Origin of the sequence: Streptomyces sp. NPDC059906 (assembly GCF_042730645.1) — a bacterium.
In the GTDB taxonomy this organism is placed as follows: Bacteria; Actinomycetota; Actinomycetes; order Streptomycetales; family Streptomycetaceae; genus Streptomyces; species Streptomyces rubrogriseus.
Window position 1 is genome coordinate 353,646 of sequence record NZ_JBHWKU010000004.1, and the last position, 21,009, is coordinate 374,654.

16 protein-coding genes are annotated in these 21,009 nt (G+C 74.8%); 4 read left to right on the forward strand and 12 right to left on the reverse strand.

What is annotated here, in order from left to right; translation table 11 throughout:
• The first annotated feature begins 2 nt into the window (after positions 1–2).
• The 3 genes from ACFV9J_RS09315 (at position 3) to ACFV9J_RS09325 (ending at position 2,780) form a co-directional block, all read left to right on the forward strand.
• Positions 3–485 (forward strand): hypothetical protein, encoded by a 483-nt coding sequence (locus tag ACFV9J_RS09315; RefSeq protein WP_385352067.1) that lies wholly within the window; start codon positions 3–5, stop codon positions 483–485.
• Between the two features lie 43 nt (positions 486–528).
• Positions 529–1,620 carry an amidohydrolase family protein gene (locus tag ACFV9J_RS09320; RefSeq protein WP_385352069.1) on the forward strand — a complete coding sequence of 364 codons (1,092 nt, stop codon included), beginning with the start codon at positions 529–531 and terminating at the stop codon, positions 1,618–1,620.
• Positions 1,621–1,817: 197 nt separating this feature from the next.
• Positions 1,818–2,780, forward strand: coding sequence for an SCO1860 family LAETG-anchored protein (locus ACFV9J_RS09325; protein WP_385352071.1), 963 nt, complete (start codon positions 1,818–1,820; stop codon positions 2,778–2,780).
• Between the two features lie 462 nt (positions 2,781–3,242).
• On the opposite strand, the gene cobC is transcribed toward ACFV9J_RS09325, so the two are convergent.
• Genes cobC through cobM form a run of 5 tightly spaced genes read right to left on the reverse strand, consistent with a single transcriptional unit; the run spans position 3,243 to position 9,072 of the window.
• Positions 3,243–4,331 (reverse strand): Rv2231c family pyridoxal phosphate-dependent protein CobC, encoded by a 1,089-nt coding sequence (cobC, locus tag ACFV9J_RS09330; protein ID WP_385352073.1) that lies wholly within the window; start codon positions 4,329–4,331, stop codon positions 3,243–3,245.
• The gene (locus tag ACFV9J_RS09335) at positions 4,303–5,220 is read right to left on the reverse strand and encodes a sirohydrochlorin chelatase (RefSeq protein ID WP_385352075.1); all 918 of its coding nucleotides are present in this window, start codon (positions 5,218–5,220) and stop codon (positions 4,303–4,305) included. Before ACFV9J_RS09335 ends, cobC begins: the two co-directional genes overlap by 29 nt.
• A complete protein-coding gene (gene cobJ, locus ACFV9J_RS09340) occupies positions 5,217–7,025 on the reverse strand; it encodes a precorrin-3B C(17)-methyltransferase (RefSeq protein ID WP_385352077.1) in 1,809 nt (602 codons plus the stop codon). The genes ACFV9J_RS09335 and cobJ overlap by 4 nt, the downstream gene beginning before the upstream one ends.
• Positions 7,022–8,263, reverse strand: a complete 1,242-nt coding sequence (gene cbiE, locus ACFV9J_RS09345) for a precorrin-6y C5,15-methyltransferase (decarboxylating) subunit CbiE (RefSeq protein WP_385352079.1) — start codon at positions 8,261–8,263, stop codon at positions 7,022–7,024. The genes cobJ and cbiE overlap by 4 nt, the downstream gene beginning before the upstream one ends.
• Positions 8,260–9,072: a precorrin-4 C(11)-methyltransferase gene (gene cobM / locus ACFV9J_RS09350; protein ID WP_385352081.1), complete on the reverse strand. Its 813-nt coding sequence runs from the start codon at positions 9,070–9,072 to the stop codon at positions 8,260–8,262. Before cobM ends, cbiE begins: the two co-directional genes overlap by 4 nt.
• 110 nt (positions 9,073–9,182) lie before the next feature.
• Between cobM and ACFV9J_RS09355 the strand changes: the two genes are divergently transcribed.
• Complete coding sequence (locus ACFV9J_RS09355) at positions 9,183–9,911, forward strand: ZIP family metal transporter (protein ID WP_385352083.1); 729 nt, start codon at positions 9,183–9,185, stop codon at positions 9,909–9,911.
• Between the two features lie 20 nt (positions 9,912–9,931).
• Here ACFV9J_RS09355 and cobI read toward each other — a convergent pair whose 3' ends face one another.
• The 7 genes from cobI to ACFV9J_RS09390 form a co-directional block, all read right to left on the reverse strand.
• Positions 9,932–10,663, reverse strand: a complete 732-nt coding sequence (gene cobI, locus ACFV9J_RS09360) for a precorrin-2 C(20)-methyltransferase (RefSeq protein WP_385352085.1) — start codon at positions 10,661–10,663, stop codon at positions 9,932–9,934.
• The gene (locus ACFV9J_RS09365; protein WP_385352087.1) at positions 10,660–12,048 is read right to left on the reverse strand and encodes a cobyrinate a,c-diamide synthase; all 1,389 of its coding nucleotides are present in this window, start codon (positions 12,046–12,048) and stop codon (positions 10,660–10,662) included. The genes cobI and ACFV9J_RS09365 overlap by 4 nt, the downstream gene beginning before the upstream one ends.
• The gene (gene cobO, locus ACFV9J_RS09370; protein ID WP_385352089.1) at positions 12,045–12,644 is read right to left on the reverse strand and encodes a cob(I)yrinic acid a,c-diamide adenosyltransferase; all 600 of its coding nucleotides are present in this window, start codon (positions 12,642–12,644) and stop codon (positions 12,045–12,047) included. Before cobO ends, ACFV9J_RS09365 begins: the two co-directional genes overlap by 4 nt.
• On the reverse strand, positions 12,644–14,656 hold the full coding sequence (locus ACFV9J_RS09375) for a putative cobaltochelatase (RefSeq protein ID WP_385352091.1): 2,013 nt from the start codon (positions 14,654–14,656) through the stop codon (positions 12,644–12,646). Before ACFV9J_RS09375 ends, cobO begins: the two co-directional genes overlap by 1 nt.
• Positions 14,657–14,825: 169 nt before the next feature.
• A complete protein-coding gene (gene cobN, locus ACFV9J_RS09380; RefSeq protein WP_385352093.1) occupies positions 14,826–18,476 on the reverse strand; it encodes a cobaltochelatase subunit CobN in 3,651 nt (1,216 codons plus the stop codon).
• On the reverse strand, positions 18,473–19,981 hold the full coding sequence (locus ACFV9J_RS09385) for a cobyric acid synthase (RefSeq protein ID WP_385352095.1): 1,509 nt from the start codon (positions 19,979–19,981) through the stop codon (positions 18,473–18,475). The genes cobN and ACFV9J_RS09385 overlap by 4 nt, the downstream gene beginning before the upstream one ends.
• Positions 19,978–20,967: a cobalamin biosynthesis protein gene (locus tag ACFV9J_RS09390; RefSeq protein WP_385352097.1), complete on the reverse strand. Its 990-nt coding sequence runs from the start codon at positions 20,965–20,967 to the stop codon at positions 19,978–19,980. Before ACFV9J_RS09390 ends, ACFV9J_RS09385 begins: the two co-directional genes overlap by 4 nt.
• Positions 20,968–21,009 lie beyond the last annotated feature (42 nt).

Genomic DNA, 21,009 nt, shown 5'->3' on the forward strand with positions numbered 1-21,009 from the left:
TCGTGTTCCTCGTACTCCTGCTGGTCGTCCTGATCGCCGTGGTGTCCGCCGTCGGCCTGACCGGCCACGGCGCGAGCGTCCTCGCCGCCCGCCGCGCCCGGGGAACGCGTGCCGGACCGGCGCTGCACGCCCTCGCCGCCTTCGCCGGTGCCGCCGCCGTCGCGGTGTACGCCTGGGGGCTGCTGCACGTGACCGGCGCCGTCATGGAGTCCAACGGCGGCGCGGGCTCCGCACCGGCGCTGCCCTGCCGCACACCCGGGAACGAGGAGCGCGCCCTCCACGTCATCGACCAGTCGGTCTCCTTCCTGCCGCTGGGTTTCGTCTGCGAGACCACCGACGGCGGCGAGTACACCAGCGACGACGTCCCCGGCTACGTCAACCCCGCCACCGCCGCCCTGGCCCTGACCGCCGCCGCTTGTGCCGTCGGGGCCGGATGCGCGAGTGAGGCGCGCGCCCGCGCGGCAGCGCGCGGCGACGGCCGGTGACCGGCCCCGGACGGGTGTGCGGGCACCGTTTAGGGTGCGGGGCATGAGCGATCGCGCGGTGCTGCACGTGAAGGGTCGGGTGCTCGTCGGACCGGAGGAGGTCCGGGACGAGGTGTGGGTGATCGACGGCCGGATCTCCTACGACCGCCCCGCGGGCGCCGCCGACGTCCGCACCGTCGAGGGATGGGCGCTGCCCGGCCTGGTCGACGCGCACTGCCACGTCGGCCTCGACCAGCACGGCGCCGTCCCCGCGGACGTCGCCGAGAAGCAGGCGCTGACCGACCGCGAGGCGGGCACCCTGCTCATCCGGGACGCGGGCTCGCCCTCCGACACCCGCTGGATCGACGACCGCGAGGACCTCCCGAAGATCATCCGGGCCGGCCGGCACATCGCCCGCACCCGCCGCTACATCCGCAACTACGCCTGGGAGGTCGAGCCCGACGACCTCGTCGCCTACGTCGCCCAGGAGGCCCGGCGCGGCGACGGCTGGGTGAAGCTGGTCGGCGACTGGATCGACCGCGACCTCGGCGACCTGTCGGCCTGCTGGCCGCGCGGCGCCGTGGAGGCGGCCATCGCCGAGGCCCACCGCCTGGGCGCCCGGGTCACCGCGCACTGCTTCGCCGAGGACTCCCTGCGCGACCTGGTCGAGGCCGGCATCGACTGCGTCGAGCACGCCACGGGGCTGACCGACGACACGATCCCGCTCTTCGCCGAGCGCGGCGTCGCCATCGTCCCCACCCTGGTCAACATCGCCACCTTCCCGGCGCTGGCCGACGGCGGCGAGTCCCGGTTCCCGCGCTGGTCGGCCCATATGCGCCGGCTCCACGAACGCCGCTACGACACCGTCCGGAGCGCCTACGACGCCGGAATCCCGGTCTTCGTCGGCACCGACGCGGGCGGTGCCCTTGCCCACGGGCTGGCCGGGGCCGAGGTCGCCGAGCTGGTCACCGCGGGCATCCCGCCCGTCGAGGCCCTCGCCGCGACGACCTGGGCCGCCCGGCGCTGGCTCGGCCGCCCCGGCCTGGACGAGGGCGCGCCGGCGGACCTGGTGGTGTACGAGCAGGACCCGCGCGCGGACGTGCGCGTGCTGACCGCTCCGCGCCGGGTCGTGCTCAACGGGTGGGTCGTCGGTTGACCGACGGGAGTGACGCCGGGGAACACCCGTGCCGGAAGATGCGACGAAGATTCGAATAGATCCGCCAAAACCCCACGAAGGGGTGAAGTGCCCCCGGTTCGCTGACGGTTCGGCGGACGCGGGGACATTCTGTCCGGGTCCCAAGCACGTCGCTCATGCGTGCCCCGCACGCATGTCTCACTGGGGGTCCCACCACCTTGAACGGCAACACCTTCCGCATGCCCGCACGCCGTCTCGCCACCGTCGCGGCGGCCACGGCCCTGGCCGCGGGTCCCGCGATCCTGGCCGGCGCGGGGTCCGCCCACGCGACCGGCGACCACGGCCGCGCGAGCGCCACCGTGCTGCGCACCGGGCTCGACGTCTCCCTGCTCAACAAGACCGTGAACATCCCGCTCGCGGTCACCCTCAACGAGGTGCAGGCGCCCGAGAGCGCCGAGAAGACCGCGCTCACCGCCCGCCTGGACGGCGTCGACGGCGGAAAGCCGTTCAGCGTCCTGCGCGCCGACGTGGCCGAGGCGAGGGCGACGGCCACCGCCGAGAAGAGCGAGGGCTCCACCACGCTGGCCCGCGCCAGGCTCCACGTTCCCGGCCTGCCGCTGCTGTCGGTGATCGAGGTCCAGGAGGTCACCTCCACGGCGACCTGCGAGGCCGGGAAGAAGCCGGTCGCCGACGCCGACCTCCTGGGACCCGTGACCGTCCTCGGCAAGAAGGTCACGCTCACCACCGGCGGGACGACCGACGTGAAGGTGCCCGGCGTCGGCGAGGTACGGCTCGACCTCTCGAAGGAGGAGACCACCTCCCGCACGGCCGCCGCCACCGCGCTCGAACTCAAGGTCTCCGTCAACCCCGGCGATCTGAACGTCGCCGAGGTCGACGGCACCGTCACCCTGGCGAAGGCGACCTGCGAGTCCCCGGCCGCCCCCGCGGACGAGGCCGGGCAGCCCCCGGCGAAGGCCGACGAGCCCCGGGCCGGGCAGGACGCGGAACAGCCCGCCGAGCCCGCGGCCGACGTGAAGGCCCAGGGCGCCCGCACCGAGGCCGAGGCCGACCTCGCCGAGACCGGCGGCAGCTCCGCGACGCCGTACGTCGCGGCCGGAGCCGCGGCCCTGGTCCTGGCGGGCGGCAGCGCACTCGCCCTGTCCCGCCGCAGGCGCACCTGACGCCCGGCCGGGGCCGGCTCCGGGGTGGACGGCCCCGCGGTGACGGCCCTGGCCGGGACGGGGGCGGTCCGGAAACCGTGCGCGACGCGGGTGGCGGCGTGGTGCCGGTCCGGGTGGATGGCGGCGCGTTGGGGGCCGGTTGCCGGGGCAGGTGTGGCTGGCGTGTGGCCGGGGGTCGGCTGTCCCCGTTCTGGGGAGGGTGGCGGCGTGGTGCCGGTCCGGGTGGATGGCGGGGCGTTGGGGGCCGGTCGTCGGGGCAGGTGTGGCCTGCGTGTGGCCGGGGGCTGGCCGTCTCCGTTCTGGGGAGGGTGGCGGGGTGTTGGGGGCCGGTTGCCGGGGCAGGTGTGGCCGGGGGTCGGCTGTCCCCGTTCTGGGGAGGGGGCCGCGTGGTGCCGGTCCTGGTGGGTGGCGGGGCGCCGGGGGTGTGTCCCGGCGTGGGCGGGGCTGGCGGGGGCGTGTGGCTCAGGTCGGGTTCGTCGTTGTCACCGCTTGCTCCAGCGCGCTCAGGAAGCCCTCCGTCGTCGCCCGGTCCCGTACCGCCAGCCGCAGCCATCCGCCGCCCAGACCGGGGAACGTGTCCCCGCGCCGGACCGCGTACCCCAGGCCGCGCAACCGGCGCCGTACGGCGGCCGCCTCCGGGACGCCGACCAGGACGAAGGGTCCCTCGGCCGGTCCGACGACCCGCACCCCGGCACCGGCGAACGTCGCCAGCCCGGCGACGAGCCGGTCCCGGTCGGCGGCGACGCGGTGGGCGGCGTGGGCGGCCTCCGCCAGCGCCCGCGGCGCCACGCACGCCTCGGCCGCCGCCAGCGCGGGCGTGGACACCGGCCACAGGGGCTGGGCGCGCTCCAGTTCGGCGATCGTCTCCGGGTCCGCGAGGACGTACCCGATGCGCAGCCCCGCGAGGCCCCACGTCTTGGTGAGGCTGCGCAGGACGACCAGCCCGGGTACGTCCGTCCGCCCGGCCAGCGCCTCCCGCTCGCCCGGCACCGCGTCCATGAACGCCTCGTCCACGACCAGCGTCCGCCCGGGCCGGGCCAGCGACGCGAGCACGCCCGCCGGGTGCAGCACCGAGGTCGGGTTCGTCGGGTTGCCGACCACCACCAGATCGGCGTCCTCGGGGACGTCGGCAGGGCCGAGGCGGAAGCCGTCCGCCTCCCGCAGCAGCACCCGGCCGACCGTGTGCCCCGCGTCCCGCAGCGCCGCCTCCGGCTCGGTGAACTGGGGATGCACCACGACCGGCCGACGCACCTTCAGCGCCCGCGCCAGCAGCACGAACGCCTCCGCCGCGCCGGCCGTCAGCAGCACCCGCTCCACCGGCAGTCCGTGCCGCGCCGCCACCGCCGCCCGCGCGGCCCGACCGTCCGGGTAGGCGGCGAGCGAACCGAGCGAGGCGGCGACGTGCTCGCGCAGCCAGGCCGGGGGAGTGTCCGCGCGGACGTTCACCGCGAGGTCCACCAGTGCCGCACCGTCGTCGCGCACCTCGGCGTCCCCGTGATGGCGCAGGTCGAGGCCGTCGGCCTCAGTGTGCATGGGAGTGTGCGTGTCCATGCCCGTGATGGTGCCCGTGGTGGTGACCGCCGTCGTCGTCGGGGTGGAAGTGCGGCTGCTGCGGCAGCCCCACCTTGTCCTCGAACCCCGGCAGCGCGATCCGGTACACGCAGCTGTCGCAGTTCATCCGCAGGTCGCCGCCGACGGCCTCCTCGTACCGCTCCCACACCAGGTCGAGCAGCTCCGGCTCCGGCCCGATCACGTCCGCCGACCGCACCTCGGTCTCCGGGTGCGCGGCGGCCCACTCCTCGGTCTGGTGCCGGACCCGGTCCGGGAGGATGCCGGTGAACAGGAAGTACGGCAGCACCACGACCCGCCGCGCCCCCAGCCGCACGCACCGGTCCAGGCCGCCCGGCACGTCCGGCTCCGCCAGCGACACGAACGCCGTCTCCACGCCCGCGTAACCGCGGCCCTCCCACAGCAGCCGCGCCGCCTTGAACACCTCGGCGTTGGCGTCCGGGTCCGTCGAACCGCGCCCGACCAGCAGCACGGTCACCTCGGCCGGGTCCCAGGCCGGATCGACCGCCTGGGCCAGGCGCCGCTCCAGCACCCGCAGCAGCGCGGGGTGCGGGCCCAGCGGGCGCCCGTAGGTGTACGTGATGCCGGGGTGGCGCTCCTTCTCGCGGGACAGGGCCGCCGGGATGTCGCCCTTGGCGTGCCCGGCGGACACCAGCATCAGCGGCACCGCCGCGAACCGGCGCACACCGCGCTCGACCAGTTCGGCGACCGCGTCGCCCAGCGGCGGCGGGGACAGCTCGATGAAGCCGCCCGCGACGGGCAGCTCGGGATGGCGTCGGCCCAGCTCGCGCACGAAGTCGCGGAACGCCGCGGCTCCGGCCTCGTCCCGGGTGCCGTGTCCGGCGATGAGCAGGGCGGGCGGGGTCGTCACAGGGTCTCCTCGGGTGTAGCGGACACATCGGGTTCAGCGGACACTTCGGGTTCGGCGGGCGCTTCGGCCGTTGCGGACGAGCCGGTCCTCTCGGCGGACGAGCCGGTCCTCTCGGCGGGCGGCGCGGTCTCGCGCGCCTGCCAGCGGTAGCCGCGCGGCGTCACCATGCGCCCGGCGATCTCCCGGGTCGCGGTGTTGCCCACCGTCACGACCGTCATCATGTCGACGGTCGCCGGGTCGAGAGCGGCGAGCGTGCACAGGCGGCTCGACTCGTCGGCGCGCGACGCGTTGCGCACGACACCCACCGGAGTCGTCGGCTCCCGGTGCTCCGCGAGGATCGCCAGCGCCTTGGGCAGCTGCCAGTCGCGGCCCCGGCTGCGCGGGTTGTAGAACGTCACCACCAGGTCCGCCTCCGCCGCCGCCCGCACCCGCCGCTCGATGACCTCCCACGGCGTGTGCAGGTCGGACAGGCTGATCGACACGTGGTCGTGCCCGAGCGGCGCGCCCAGGACCGCCCCGGCCGCCAGCGCCGCCGTCACGCCCGGCACCCCGACCACGTCGATGTCGTCGGACGCCTCCGCCAGCGCGGGCGAGGCCATGGCGTACACGCCAGCGTCACCGCTGCCGATCAGCGCCACGGCATGCCCGCGCCGGGCCTCCGCGACCGCCGTCCGGGCCCGCTCCTCCTCGGCGCCGAGCCCCGACTCCAGCACCCGGGTGCCGGGCCGCAGCAGGTCGCGGATCTGGTCGACGTACTGGTCGAGCCCGACCAGCACCGACGCCCGCCGCAGCTCCGCCCGCGCCCGCGGCGTCACCAGGTCCCGGGCGCCGGGCCCGAGCCCGACCACCGCGAGCCGTCCGCGCCCGGGACGCCGTACGACCGCGCAGGTCGCCATCGCGGGCACCGCCGCCGACTTCCGCTTGGGCACGAGCAGTTCGCCCCCGCGCACCAGCGCCGCCGCCTCAGCCACCGACGGGGTGCCCACGGCCGCGAGCGGGGCGTCGGACGGGTTGGGCACCTCGACGTCCGCCAACACGTCGGCGGGGTACGGCACCAGGGGCACCCCGAGCCGCGCCGCCGCCCCGACGATCCCGGGTTCTGCGGCCTTGGCGTCCACGGTGGCCAGCTCGGCGACCGACGCGGCGGACAGCCCCGCCTCGCGCAGGGCGGCCTCGACCAGGCCGAGCACCTCGTCCACCGGCGCCCCCCGGGACGCGCCGACGCCGACGACCAGGGACGGCGGCCGCAGGACGACCTCGCCCTCGGCCGGCTCCACCGCACGGTCCGTCACCCGGATCCCGTAGGCCCCTTCGGCGGTGACCGGCAGCGGCGGCAGCGGCCACGCCACCTCCGCCCGCAGCGCCACCGGCCCACCGTCCAGCAGGGCCCGCGACACTCCGGCGACGTCGCCCTCCACGGGCAGCCCGAGCGTGTCCAGACCGGCCAGCCCGACCGCGTCGGTCGCCGTCGTCACCACCGGCTCCGCGCCCAGCACCTCGCCGACCGCACGGGCCAGTTCGTTGGCGCCGCCCGCGTGCCCGCCGACCAGCGACACGGCGAACCGCCCGCCCTCGTCGACGCACACCACACCGGGGTCGGTCCGCTTGTCGTCCAGCAGCGGCGCCACCAGCCGGACCACGGCCCCGGTGGCCAGGAAGCACACCAGCCGCCCGCACTCGGCGAACGCGGCCCGCACGGCGTCCCCGACGGGACCGTCGTACACCCGCGTGCGGTCCGGCCACGCCGCGGCCAGCCGGTCCCGCGCCGCCGCTCCCGCCGCCGTGGCGGAAATGAGGCCGATCAAGGGGCAACTCCTTCGGTACGGCCGTGCGGCCTGACGCCCCACAGCAGGAAGACGGGATTGGTGGCCGCGAGCCGGGTCACGTCCCCCGGCAGCGGCGCGAGCCGCGAGGACTGCAGCAGCACCCCGTCGCAGTCGAGACCGGCGCCGAGCAGCGCCTCGCGGGCCGCCGGCACCCGGTCGAGCGCGGCCACGGCGACGACCACGCAGCGCCGGGCCCGCCGCGCGCACTCGGCGACGATCGCGGGCAGCTCGCGCCCGCCGCCGCCCACGAACACCGCGTCCGGGACCTCGCCCAGCCCGGCCAGCACCGCCGGCGCCGACCCGTGCACCACCCGCACGTCGACACCGTGCGCGGCGGCGTTGGCGCGGACCCGCCCGACACCGTCCGGCGTCCGCTCGACGGCGGTGACGGCGGCACCCAGCCGCGCGCACTCCACCGCCACGGACCCCGAACCGGCGCCGACGTCCCACACCAGATCGCCGGGGCGCGGCCCGAGACGGGCCAGGGCCAGCGCCCGCACCTCGAACTTGGTGATCATCGAGTCCCGGTGCGCGAACGCGTCCTCGGCCAGCGCCCACCCCGCGGGACCGGGACGCGCCCCCGCGAGGGCCCGCACCGGCCCCAGCGCCCGCGCCCCGTCCAGGCACAGCACCACGCTCACCGCCGTCCCCCAGTCCCGTTCGGCGGCCTCGGCGGGCGTCACCCGCTCCACCCGCTCCTCGGCCGAGCCCAGCGCGGAGGCGACGACGAGCATCCGCCCGTCGTCCCGCAACGCGGCCCCCAGCTCTGCCGGGCCCGCCCCGGGACCGGTCAGCACGGCGACCTTCGGGTGCGCCCGGCACACATGCACCGCCGTCCGCAGGTCCCGCCCGTGCGCGCTCGCCACCACGGCGTCGTCCCACGGCAGCCCCACCCGCGCGAAGGCCGCCGCGACGGAGGACACCCCGGCCCGCACGTCCAGCCGCTCCGGCCCGAACCGCTCGGCCAGCGCCCGCACGATCCCGAAGAACCCCGGATCACCGGAGGCCAGCACGGTCACCGGCCGCCCCCGGGCGACGTACTCCGCGACCGTGTCCAGGGCGGGCGCCAACGCCCCGAGGACCACCGTCCGGGCCCCCTCATGCAGCCGTACGGCGTCCAGGTGCCGACGTCCGCCGACGACCAGCTCCGCACCCGCGGCGACCTCCCCGGCGGGAGCCGCACCGGGGGCGGCCCCCATCCCGACCACGGTGATCACGTGCTCGCACCCCGCGAGCGCAGCTCCCGGCGCGCCTGTGGGTCGGCCTTGCGATAGCCGTGGAAGTGCCCCGGGTGGTAGAGGTGCGAGCGGGTGCCGTGCGCGTCCAGGGCCGGGCCGACCAGGAACAGGGTGTGCTTCCAGAGCTTGTGCTCCTTGACCGTCTCCTCCAGCGTCCCGATCGTGCACCGCACGACCAGCTCCTCCGGCCAGGTGGCCTGGTAGGCGACCACCACCGGAGTCTCGGTCGGATAGCCGCCCTCCAGCAGCTCCCGCACCAGCTGTCCGCTGCGGGCGGCCGACAGGAAGACCGCCATGGTCGTGCCGTGCTTCGCGAACTCGCGGACCTCCTCCCCGGGCGGCATCGGCGTCTTGCCCCCGCCGAGCCGGGTGAGGACCACGGACTGCGCGACCTCCGGGATGGTCAGCTCGCGCCGCGCGAGCGCGGCCACGGCCGAGAACGCGGAGACACCGGGCACCACCTCGGTCGCGACGCCGATCTCCGCGCACCGGTCGAGCTGCTCCTGCGTGCCGCCCCACAGCGCCGGGTCGCCGGAGTGGATGCGGGCCACCCGCAGCCCCTCCGCCCGGGCCCGCCGGTACACGGCGACGACGTCCTCCAGCGACATCGTCGCCGAGTCCAGCACCTCGGCGCCCTCGCGCGCGTGCTGGAGCACCTCCGCCTGGACGAGGCTCGCCGCCCAGATCACCACGTCCGCCTCGGCGATCGCCCGCGCCGCACGGAACGTCAGCAGATCGGCGGCGCCGGGACCGGCACCGACGAAGGTCACCCTGGCCTCGGAATCCATCGTTTTCGGTCCTCTCCTGTGCATCCTGTTCCGGTGCGCCCTGCGCATATTTACTGCGGTTGCTGCTGTCGTACGCGCGTGAACGCGGCGTGATCGGATACCAAGGGCCCATGGCGGTCTTCGTCGCGCTCGGCGCGTTCCTGATGACGCTGGCCGGCGGCTGGACGGCACAGCGCGTCACCGACCGGCGCCACCTGGTCCTGGGCCTGGCCGGCGGCCTCATGCTCGGCGTCGTCGGCCTCGACCTGCTGCCGGAGGCCCTTCAGGCGGCGGGCGACGAGGTGTTCGGCGTACCCGCCGCACTGCTGCTCTTCGTCGCCGGATTCCTGCTCGCGCACCTGGTGGAACGCCTGCTGGCGGCCCGCCGCGCCGCACACGGCGCCGACGAGCACGGACACCGCTCGCCCGAGGTGGGCCTGACGGCCGCGGCCGCGATGGTCGGCCACAGCGCGATGGACGGCGTGGCGATCGGCGCGGCCTTCCAGGTCGGCGGCGGCATGGGCGCGGCGGTCGCGCTGGCCGTGATCGCCCACGACTTCGCGGACGGCTTCAACACCTACACACTGACCAGCCTGTACGGCAACGCCCGCCGCCGAGCCGTCGCGATGCTCGTCGCCGACGCGATCGCCCCCGTCGTCGGCGCGGCCTCCACCCTCCTCTTCACCATCCCGGAGGGCGCCCTCGGCGCCTATCTCGGCCTGTTCGGCGGCGTACTCCTCTACCTCGCCGCGGCCGAGATCCTCCCCGAGGCCCACCACGAGCACCCCGCCCGCTCGACCCTGCTGTGCACGATCGCGGGCGCGGCGTTCATCTGGCTGGTGGTGGGCATCGCGGAGTGAGCGCCGGCAACGGGAGGCGGTCACAGCTTCCCGCCCCGCCCGCCCCCGCGCCGGGCGGGCGCGATGAGCGTCGACAGATACGGCAACGGCGCCCCGTCCAGCTCGCCGGCCGGCCGCACCGACTCCTCCGGCAGCCCCAGCGCCGACCCCCACACGGCGTCGTCGAGGCGCCCGCTCTCCCGCAACGCCTCGGCCACCTCGGCCGCCTGACGGCCGAACTTGTAGGCGACGACCGTGCCGGGCCCGTGCAACGCCTCCTTGAGCACCGCGGACCCCGCGGTGACCGGCACCAGCGTCAACGGCTCCGTGCCCTCGGTCAGCACCGCCCCCGACCGCGCCGCGAGGTCCTGCATGGCGGTGATCCCCGGCACGGTCTCCACGACCGTACCCGGCACGAGCGCGCCGACGGTCTGCGCGAGATAGGTGAAGGTGGAATACACGTTGGGATCACCGATGGTCGCGAAGGCGACGGCGGCATGCTCCCGCAGCAGCCCGGCCACCCGCTCACCGGCCGCGTCCCAGGCCGCCTCGCGCCGCGCCCGGTCGGTGCGCTCGTTCAGCGCGAACACGACCCGCACGATCTTCTCGGCGCCCACGTAGTGCAGCACGGTCGCCTCGGCACGCCCGCGCTCCCCCGTGTCCATTACCGGCACGACCACGACATCGGCGGCCCGCAGCGCGTTGACCCCCTTCACGGTCACCAGCTCGGGGTCCCCGGGCCCGACCCCCACACCGATCAGCCTGCTGCTCATGACGTCCGGCACCTCTCCACGAACCGACGGGCGACACCGGGCTCGGCCGCCCAGTGCGTGTGCAGATAGCTCGCGTGCACACCGCGCTCCACGAATCCCTCGACGCGCCGCTCGGGCGCCCGCATCCCCCACGCCGGCGCCGCCCCGGCCCCCGGCTCCACCACCGTCCGGTGGAACTCGTGCCCCCGCATCCGCGTCCCCGCCCCGGCCAGCGCGCTGTCGGACACGGCCACGGCGTCCCGGTAGCCCAGCGTCAGCCGCTCCGACATCCGCGCGGCGGCGTCCAGCACCCCGCACATCGGCAACCCGTCCAGCTCCCGGCACAGATACAGCAGCCCCGCACACTCGGCGGCGACGGGAGCACCGGAGAGCGCCAGCTCGGCGACGGACTTGCGCAGCCCCTCGTTGGCGGACAGCTCGGCGGCGTACACCTCGGGGAACCCGCCGCCGATGACGAGCCCTTGTGTGCCCTCGGGCAGCTCCTCGTCCCGCAGCGGGTCGAACGTGACGACCTCGGCCCCGGCGGCGGCGAGCAGCTCGGTGTGCTCGGCGTAGGAGAAGGTGAAGGCGGGTCCACCGGCAACGGCGACGCGCGGGGGTGACTTCTTGTCCGACCGAGACGGGTCGTGGGTGGGCACAGGCCCGGGGGTCCAGGGGGCGGAGCCCCCTGGCAACGGCCCGGCAGCCCGCGCCAACCCGACCAACGCCTCCAGGTCACACCCCGCCGCAACCTGCGCACCCATCGCCGCCACCGCGTCCACCGCATCCGAGCCCCGCTCGGCAACCGGCACCAACCCCAGATGCCGAGAAGGCGTCTCCACGGGCGCGGCCCGCCGCAACACCCCAAGAACCGGCACCCCGACGGAGTCCACCGCCTCCCGCAGCAACACCTCGTGCCGGTCCGACGCGACCTTGTTCAGGATCACGCCCCCGATCCGCACCTCCGGGTCCCAGGACACGAACCCGTGCACCAGCGCCGCCACCGACCGCGACTGCGAGGACGCGTCCACGACCAGCACCACCGGCGCCCGCAACAGCTTCGCGACCTGCGCGGTGGAGGCCAGCTCGCCCTCCCCGGCGGCCCCGTCGTACAGCCCCATCACGCCCTCGACCACGGCGATGTCGCATCCGCGCGCCCCGTGCAGGAACAGCGGCCCGACCAGCTCGGGCCCGCACAGGTACGCGTCGAGGTTGCGGCCCACCCGCCCGGTGGCGAGCGCGTGGTAGCCGGGGTCGATGTAGTCGGGCCCGACCTTGTGCGGCGACACGGTGAGCCCCCGCGCCCGGAGCGCGGCCATCAACCCGGTGGCGACGGTGGTCTTGCCGCTGCCGGACGAGGGCGCGGCAATGATCAGCCGAGGAACACCGGAATCGGGCGAGGTCACCACTCGATGCCCCTCTGCCCCTTCTGCCCCGCGTCCATCGGGTGCTTGACCTTGGACATGTCGGTGACGAGATCGGCGCACTCCACGAGGGCGCCGGGCGCGTTCCGCCCGGTGATCACGACGTGCTGGGTCCCCGGCCGCTCGCGCAGCACCGACACCACCTCGTCGGTGTCGACCCACCCCCAGTGCATCGGGTAGGCGAACTCGTCCAGCACGTACAGCCGGTACGTCTCGGCGGCCAGGTCCCGCTTGACCTGCTCCCAGCCCTCGCGGGCCTTCTCCTCGTTGTCCATCTGGGCGTCCCGCTGGACCCAGGACCAGCCCTCGCCCATCTTGTGCCAGTCGACGGACCCGCCCTCGCCGCTGGCGCCCAGCACCCGCAGGGCGTTCTCCTCGCCGACCTTCCACTTCGCCGACTTGACGAACTGGAACACCCCGATCGGCCACCCCTGGTTCCAGGCCCGCAGCGCCAGCCCGAAGGCGGCGGTGGACTTGCCCTTCCCGATGCCCGTGTGCACCACGACCAGCGGACGGTTGCGCCGCTGCCGGGTCGTCAGCCCGTCGTCCGGGACGATGCTCGGCTTCCCCTGCGGCATTACGCGGCCCTCCTGCTGCCCTGGACGTCCTTCACGAGACCGGCGATCGAGTCGGCCCGCAGCTCGTCCAACGTCACCGCGGTACCGCCCAGCTCACCCGCGAGCTGCCCGGCGAGCCCGAGCCGCACGGGCCCCGACTCGCAGTCCACGACGACGGAGGCGGTGCCCTCGGCGGCGAACAGCCGCGCGGCACGCGTCGCGAGCGCGACGGGCTCCGGACCGCCCGTGGCCCGACCGTCCGTCACGACGACCACCAGCGCCCGCCGCGCCGGATCCCGCAACCGCTCCACCCGCAGCACCTCGTGCGCGCGCAGCAGCCCGGCGGCCAGCGGCGTACGGCCCCCGGTGGGCAGCGACTCCAGCCGCACCGCCGCCGCGTCCACCGACGACGTCGGCGGCAGCGCCACATCGGCCGCCGACCCCCGGAAGGTCACCAGCCCCACCTTGTCCCGCCGCTGGTACGCGTCCAGCAGCAGCGACAGCACGGCACCCTTGACGGCGCTCATCCGCTGCCGCGCGGCCATCGACCCGGAGGCGTCGACGACGAACAGCACGAGGTTGGATTCGTGCCCCTCGCGAACCGCCTGCCGCAGATCGTCGCGGCGCACCACGAGCCCCGGCCCGCTGCGGCCCCGCGCCCGCTGGTGCGGTGCGGCGGCCTGCACGGTCGCGGCCAGGTGCAGCTTCGTCAGCGCGCCCCGCGGCCGCCGGGCGCCCGTCGTCCTGCCGTGCTCGGTCCGCGCCCGCGAACGCCTCCCGGCGGCGCCCTCACCCAGCCCCGGAACGCTCAGCACCTTGGTGCGGAACGGCTCGGCGGCACGCGCGGGGGACTGCTCACCGGCACCACCGGCAGGCTGCGGCTCGCCCCCCTCCCCGGCGTCGGGGCGCGCGGCGGCGTCGCCGTCCCCCTGGGGCGCGTCATCGGGCTCGGGCTGCCCACCCGGGCCGCCTCCAGGGCCCGGGTCGGGGTCGTCGTCCCCGTCCTCGCCCTGCCCGTCCTGCCCGCCGAACTCCTCCAGCGTCTCGTCCAGCTTGTCCTCGTCGATCCCCGGCGCGTCGAAGGGATTCCGCCGCCGCCGGTGCGGCAGCGCAAGCAACGCCGCCTGCCGCACGTCCTCCGCGAGAACCTCCGTGCGTCCCGCCCAGGCGGCCAGAGCCGTCGCCGTCCGCGCCATCACGATGTCGGCCCGCATGCCGTCCACCTCGAAGGCCGCGCACGTCGCCGCGATCTGCCGCAACGCCCCGTCGCCCAGCCGCACCGACGGCAGCAGCGCCCGCGCCGCCACGATCCGCGCCCGTACAGCGGCCTCCTCGTCGGTCCAGCGCGCGGCGAAACCGGCCGGGTCGTCGTCGTACGCCAGCCTGCGCCGTACGACCTCCACCCGCTGGTCGGGCTCGCGCGAGGCGGCGACCTCGACGGTGAGCCCGAACCGGTCCAACAGTTGCGGCCTCAATTCACCCTCTTCGGGATTCATGGTCCCGACGAGCAGGAACCGCGCGGCGTGCCGCACCGACACGCCTTCGCGCTCGACGTACGAGGCGCCCATGGCAGCCGCGTCCAGCAAGACGTCGATCAAGTGGTCATGCAACAGATTGACTTCGTCGACGTAGAGAATGCCTCTGTTCGCGGAGGCGAGAAGCCCAGGTTCGAACGCTTTCACGCCCTCAGTGAGGGCGCGTTCGATATCCAACGCTCCGATGAGTCGATCCTCGGAAGCTCCGACAGGCAGCTCGACCATGCTCGATGGCCGAGTGACACTTCCACCAGCCCGGTGTGGTCCGTCCGGGCACCCCGGGTCGGGGGCCCCGGGGTCGCATGCGAAGCGGCAGCCGGCGACCACCTCCAATTCAGGCAGTAGCGTCGACAACGCCCGTACGGTCGTGCTTTTGGCCGTGCCCTTTTCGCCCCTGGCCAGCACGCCACCAATGTTCGGCGCAACTGCGTTGAGCAGCAGGGCGAGCCGTAGGTCGTCCTGCCCGACGATCGCGGTGAACGGGTAGGGCGTGTTCATGCGGGGATCACTCCTTTGAGTGGCGCAGGAAATTTCCAGGCCGGCGAGGCGACAGCGACAGGCAGAGTGGTGGCGTGCTCCCCGTCAGGACGGGGATGGTCCGCTGTTGCACGACCACCTGGTCGAGCTGCTGCTGTGCTCCCCGCACCCGCGGGGATATTCGGGGAGATCACGCGTCCCCCTCCAGATCTCCCTCAAGCTCGAGGTAGGTCGCCCGGAGCCGGTCCAGGGTTTCCTGGTCAGGCTCCGCCCACAGCCCCCGATCCGCTGCCTCCAGCAAGCGTTCGGTGATGCCTCTCAAGGCCCAGGGATTCGACTCGCGCATGAAGTCCCGGTTGTCCACGTCGAAGACGTACTCCGCGCTGAGCTTCTCGTACATCCAGTCGTCCACGACCCCGGCCGTGGCGTCGTAGCCGAAGAGGTAGTCCACGGTGGCCGCCATCTCGAAGGCACCCTTGTAGCCATGCCTGCGCATCGCTGACATCCACCTGGGATTGACCACCCGGGCCCGGAAGACTCTGTGCGTCTCCTCGCCCAGCGTCCGCGTCTTCACCTGGTCCGGAGTCGCGGAATCCCCGACGTACGCCTCCGGGCTCTCGCCCGTCAGATGGCGCACCATGGCGACCATGCCGCCGTGATACTGGAAGTAGTCGTCCGCATCGGCGATGTCGTGTTCTCGCGTGTCGACGTTCTTCGCCGCCACCGCGATCCGCCGGAACGCCGTCTCCATGTCGCCGCGGGCCGCACGCCCGTCCAGCCCGCGCCCGTAGGCGTAACCGCCCCAGACCGCGTAGACCTCGGCGAGGTCCGCGTCGCTGCGCCAGTTGCGGGCGTCGATCAGCGGCAGCAGACCCGCACCGTACGCGCCGGGCTTGGAGCCGAAGATGCGGGCCGTGGCGCGGCGGCGGTCGCCGTGTTCGGCCGTGTCCTCCTCCACGTGCGCCCGCACGTAGTTGGCGTCGGCCGGCTCGTCCAGCTCCGCCACCGCCCGTACCGCGTCGTCGATCAGCCCCACCACGTGCGGGAACGCGTCCCGGAAGAACCCCGAGATGCGCACCGTGACGTCCACGCGCGGCCGGCCCAGTTCCGCGACCGGGACCACCTCGAAGCCCGTCACCCGGCGCGACGCGTCGTCCCACACCGGACGGCAGCCCAGCAGGGCCAGGATCTCCGCGATGTCGTCGCCCTGGGTGCGCATCGCGGACGTGCCCCACACCGTGAGGCCGACCGACTTCGGGTACTCGCCGGTGTCGGTCAGGTAGCGCTGGATCAGCGAGTCCGCGAGCGACTGGCCCACCTCCCAGCTCAGCCGGGACGGGATCGCCTTCGGGTCGACGGAGTAGAAGTTCCGGCCGGTCGGCAGGACGTTGACCAGGCCGCGGGTCGGGGAGCCCGACGGACCGGCCGGGACGTAACCGCCGTCCAGGGCCCGCAGGATGTGCCCGATCTCGTCCGTGGTCCGGGCGAGGCGCGGTACGACCTCCACGCAGGCGAACTCCAGCACCGCCACCGCGTCGGCGAGTTCGGTGCCCAGCACGTCGCGTACCAGACCCGGAACGGCCCCCGCGTCCCACGCCCGCAGCTCCATCCCCTCCGCGAACCGCCGGCACAGCTGCTCCAGCAGGTCGATCGCGTCGGCCGCCGACCGCGCCGGGCCCTCCACCAGGTCCGTCAGTTCCGCCGGCACCTTCACCGGGGCGCCCGGCTCGGCCAGCAGTTCCTTCTCCACCAGCCCGAAGTGCTCGGCCAGACAGGCTCGCAGGCCCGGCAGGGCGTTCGCCTGCCCGCCCCACACCTGCGAGGCGCGCAGCACCGCGAGGACGAGGTTGACGCGCGGCTCGCCGACCGGGCCGCCGCCCAGGACGTGCAGGCCGTCGCGGATCTGCACGTCCTTGATCTCGCACAGGTAGCCGTCGATGTGCATGACGAACTCGTCGAAGTCGTTGTCGTCCGGCTGGTCGTCCACGTGCAGGTCGTGGTGGAGCTCGGCCGCCTTGACCAGCGTCCAGATCTGGGCCCGGACTGCCGGTGCCTTGGTCGGGTCCAGGTCGGAGACGAGGGCGTACTCGTCGAGGAGCTGCTCCAGCTTGGCCAGGTCGCCGTAGGTGTCGGCGCGCGCCATGGGCGGGACGAGGTGGTCCACCACGGTCGCGTGCCCGCGGCGCTTGGCCTGGGTGCCCTCGCCGGGGTCGTTGACGATGAACGGGTAGATCAGCGGCAGGTCGCCGAGGACCGCGTCCGGTGCGCAGCCGGCGCTCAACCCCAGCCCCTTGCCCGGCAGCCACTCCATCGTGCCGTGCTTGCCCATGTGCACGACCGCGTCGGCGCCGAAGCTGTTGTCCAACCAGCGGTACGCCGCCAGGTAGTGGTGCGACGGCGGCATGTCCGGGTCGTGGTAGATCGCGATCGGGTTCTCCCCGAAGCCGCGCGGCGGCTGGATCATCACCACGACGTTCCCGAACCGGAGGGAGGCGAGAACGATGTCGTCCCCGTCCACGTACAGCGAGCCCGGCGGCTCGCCCCACGCCTCCCGGATGCCGTCCCGCAGCTCCGGGTCCAGCTTCTCGAACCAGGCCCGGTAGTCGGCCAGCGGCACCCGCGCGGGCGCCGCCGCCAGCTGGTCCTCCGTCAGCCACTCCACGTCGTGACCGCCCGCCTCGATGAGGCGGTGGATCAACTCGTCGCCCTCGGAGGGGTACTCGGTGACCCCGTACCCCACCTCCCGCAGCGCGTCCAGGACCCGCACCGCGGACGCGGGGGTGTCCAGGCCGACGGCGTTGCCGACGCGGGAGTGCTTGGTCGGGTACGCCGTGAAGACCAGCGCGAGCCTCTTGTCGGCGTTCGGCTTGTGGCCGAGCGCCGCGTGCCGGACGGCGATCCCGGCGACGCGCGCGGCCCGCTCGGGGTCGGCGACGTAGACCGGCACCTCGTCCGGCCCCTGCTCCTTGAAGGAGAAGGGCACCGTGACGAGCCGTCCGTCGAACTCCGGGATCGCCACCTGCATCGCCGCGTCCATGGGGGACAGGGCGGCGTCGGAGGCCTCCCAGGCGGCCCGGGAGGAGGTGAGGCAGAGCCCCTGCAGCACCGGGACGTCCAGGTCGGCCAGCGCCCCGATGTCCCAGGCCTCCTCGTCACCGCCCGCCGAGGCCTGCGAGGCGTGCGTGCCCCCTGCCGCGAGGACCGTGGCGACCAGGGCGTCGGTCCGGCCCAGCAGCTCGTACAGCCCGGGGTCCGCGCCGCGCAGCGAACCGCAGTACACGGGAAGGGCGTTGGCGCCGCGCGCCTCGATCGCGTCGCACAGCGTGTCGACGAAGGCGGTGTTGCCGCTCAGCTGGTGGGCGCGGTAGAAGAGCACGCCGACCGTCGGGCGGCCCGCCACGAGGTCCCGCGAGCCGTGCACGCCGTACTCCGGCATCTTCCGCGGCTCGTCGAAGCCCTCGCCGGTCAGCAGCACCGTGTCCGACAGGAAGCGGGCGAGCTGGGTGAGGTTGCCCGGGCCGCCCTCGACCAGGTAGCGCAGGGCCTCGGCCACCACCCCGGCCGGGACCGACGACTCGGCCATCAGCTCCGCGTCGGGCACGCTCTCGCCGCCCAGCAGGACGGTCGGGATGCCGGCGGCCTTCAGCGCGGCGAGCCCGTCCTCCCAGGCGCGCTTGCCGCCGAGCAGGCGCACGACGGCGAGGTCCGCGCCGTCGACCAGGCCCGGCAGTTCCTCTCCGACGTCGACCCGGGTCGGGTTGCCGATCCGGTAGGCGGCGTCCGACGCGCGGGCCGCCAGCAGGTCCGTGTCGGCGGTCGACAACAACAGCACTGTGCTCATGCGGGCGCTCCCGGTGGAATGAAGGGCAGTCCTTGCGGCGCGCCGGACTCGATGAGCCGCCACAGCGCGTCCGTGTCCGCGTGTTGTTCGATCAGGTCGCCGAGCCGGTCGAGCTGCTCCTCGCGCAGCGCGGCGAACGAGGTGTCGGGGGCCGGCACGAAGCGGCGGCCCGCGGCGGCGGCCACCTCGCGCAGGAACGCCCGCCGGAAGCCGTCCGACTCCAGCGAGCCGTGCCAGTGCGTGCCCCAGGTCTGGCCGACCCGGCAGCCGTCCAGGAAGGGCGCCCCGCCCGTCACTTCGGCGACGCCGTGGTGGATCTCGTACCCCTCGACGTGCTCGCCGAGGGCTTCGCCCACCGGCCGGGTGAGGGTCTTCTCGCGGTCGAACCGCACCCGTACGGGGAGCAGTCCCAGCCCGTCCACGTGCCCGGCGCGCGACTCGACCTCGTCCTCGATGTGCTCGCCGAGGAGCTGGAAGCCGCCGCAGATCCCGAGCACGGGCCGCCGCTCCGCGACCCTGCGTGCGACGGCGTCCGCCAGTCCCCGCTCCCGCAGCCACTCCAGGGCCCGGACCGTCCCGCGCGTCCCCGGCACGATCACCAGGTCGGCGTCGGCCAGCTCCTCCGGCCGGTCCACGAACCGCACCACCACGCCCGGTTCGGCGGCCAGCGCGTCCACGTCCGTGAAGTTCGACATGAGCGGGACCGCGCAGACCGCGACCCGCAGCACGTCCTCGCCGACCGGCGGCGCGACGACCGACTCCCGCACCGTCCCGCGCAGCGAGACCCGCAGTCCGTCCTCCTCGTCGATGCCGAGACCGTGCCGGAACGGCAGCACACCGTACGTCCGCCGTCCGGTGAGGCCGTGCAGCATGTCCAACCCGGGCTCCAGGAGCGACACATCGCCCCGGAACTTGTTCACCAGGAACCCGGCGACCAGTGCCTGGTCCTCGGGCGCCAGCAGCGCCACCGTGCCGAAGAAGGAGGCGAAGACGCCGCCGCGGTCGATGTCGCCGACGACGAGGACGGGGAGTCCGGCGCCCCGGGCGATCCCCATGTTCACGATGTCGGTGCGACGCAGGTTGATCTCGGCCGGGCTGCCCGCCCCCTCGCAGATCACCGCGTCGTAGGTGCCGCGCAGTTCGGCGAGCGAGTCGAGCACCGTGCCGAGCAGCCGCTCCTGGCGCCCGCCGTGATAGCCGCGGGCGCTCATCTCGCCCACGGGCCTGCCGAGCAGCACGACCTGGCTGCTGCGCTCACCGCCGGGCTTGAGCAGCACGGGGTTCATGTGCGCGGTCGGCTCCACCCGGCAGGCCTGGGCCTGCATGGCCTGCGCCCGCCCGATCTCGGCGCCGTCCCGGGTCACGAAGGAGTTGAGCGACATGTTCTGCGCCTTGAAGGGCGCCACCTTGACGCCCTGGCGCACCAGCCAGCGGCAGATCCCGGCGGTGACGACGCTCTTGCCGGCGTCGGAGGTGGTGCCGGCGACGAGCAGGCCACCGTTCATGACGTACGTCCCTTCGCGACGCCCCGGTTCTTCAGGGAGGCGGCCCCGCTCGCGAGCAGCCGCGCGCCCGCGCACACGCCCAGCGCCAGCCAGCCCACGCGCCGGGACAGGCGTACGGCACGGTCGATGTCGCCGGAGCCGGACGCCCGTACGGCGCGTCCCGCCGCCCCGTTGAGGACGGGCCGGTGCTCGACCCGCCCGCCGTACGAGAGCGTCCCGCCGAGCCGCACGCCGAGGGCGCCCGCGAAGGAGGCCTCCACGGGCCCGGCGTTGGGGCTCGGGTGCCGTGCGGCGTCCGCGCGCCAGGCCCGTACGGCGCCCCGCGGGTCGCCACCGGCGACGGTGGCCAGTACGGCGGTGAGGCGGGCGCCCGGCCAGCCCGCGAGGTCGTCGAGGCGGGCCGAGGCCCAGCCGTAGCGGCGGTACCTGGGCGACTTGTGGCCGACCATCGCGTCCAGCGTGTTCACGGCCCGGAAGCCGAGCAGCCCCGGAACCCCGGCCACCGCGCCCCAGACCAGGGCGCCCACCACCGCGTCCGAGGTGTTCTCGGCGACGGACTCCACGACGGCCCGGGCGATCCCGTCGGCGTCCAGCGCCTGCGGGTCCCGCCCGCACAGGTGCGGCAGCCGCGCCCGCGCCGCCCCGACGTCCCCGGCGTCCAGGGCACGGCCGACGGCGGTGGCCTCGCGGGCCAGCGAGCTGCCGCCGACGACCGACCAGGTGGCCGCGGCGGTCAGCGCGACGGAGGCGGCGGGGGAGCGGCGTACGGCGTGCGCGGCGGCCGAGCCGAGGACGGCGGCGCCGCCGGCGCACACGACGGTGTGCAGGGCGCCCCAGCCCCGGTGGTCCCGCCACAGCACCTGTTCCACGGCGCCCGCGGCACGGCCGAACGCGGCGACCGGGTGTCCGCGGCGAGGATCGCCGAGGAGGAGGTCACCGAGGAGGCCGGCGGCGGCGCCGTACGCGAAGACGCGTCCGGCACGCACGGCTCAACCGGCCGTGGGAAGGGGAAGTCGAAGCGTGTCGCT

Coding starts and splice junctions, on each gene's coding strand:
- ACFV9J_RS09375 (WP_385352091.1), bottom strand. CDS start 14,656: ATGAACACGCCCTACCCGTTCACCGCGATCGTCGGGCAGGACGACCTA.
- cobN (WP_385352093.1), bottom strand. CDS start 18,476: ATGAGCACAGTGCTGTTGTTGTCGACCGCCGACACGGACCTGCTGGCG.
- ACFV9J_RS09320 (WP_385352069.1), top strand. CDS start 529: ATGAGCGATCGCGCGGTGCTGCACGTGAAGGGTCGGGTGCTCGTCGGA.
- cobI (WP_385352085.1), bottom strand. CDS start 10,663: ATGAGCAGCAGGCTGATCGGTGTGGGGGTCGGGCCCGGGGACCCCGAG.
- ACFV9J_RS09355 (WP_385352083.1), top strand. CDS start 9,183: ATGGCGGTCTTCGTCGCGCTCGGCGCGTTCCTGATGACGCTGGCCGGC.
- cobC (WP_385352073.1), bottom strand. CDS start 4,331: ATGGACACGCACACTCCCATGCACACTGAGGCCGACGGCCTCGACCTG.
- cobO (WP_385352089.1), bottom strand. CDS start 12,644: ATGCCGCAGGGGAAGCCGAGCATCGTCCCGGACGACGGGCTGACGACC.
- cobM (WP_385352081.1), bottom strand. CDS start 9,072: ATGGATTCCGAGGCCAGGGTGACCTTCGTCGGTGCCGGTCCCGGCGCC.
- ACFV9J_RS09385 (WP_385352095.1), bottom strand. CDS start 19,981: ATGAACGGTGGCCTGCTCGTCGCCGGCACCACCTCCGACGCCGGCAAG.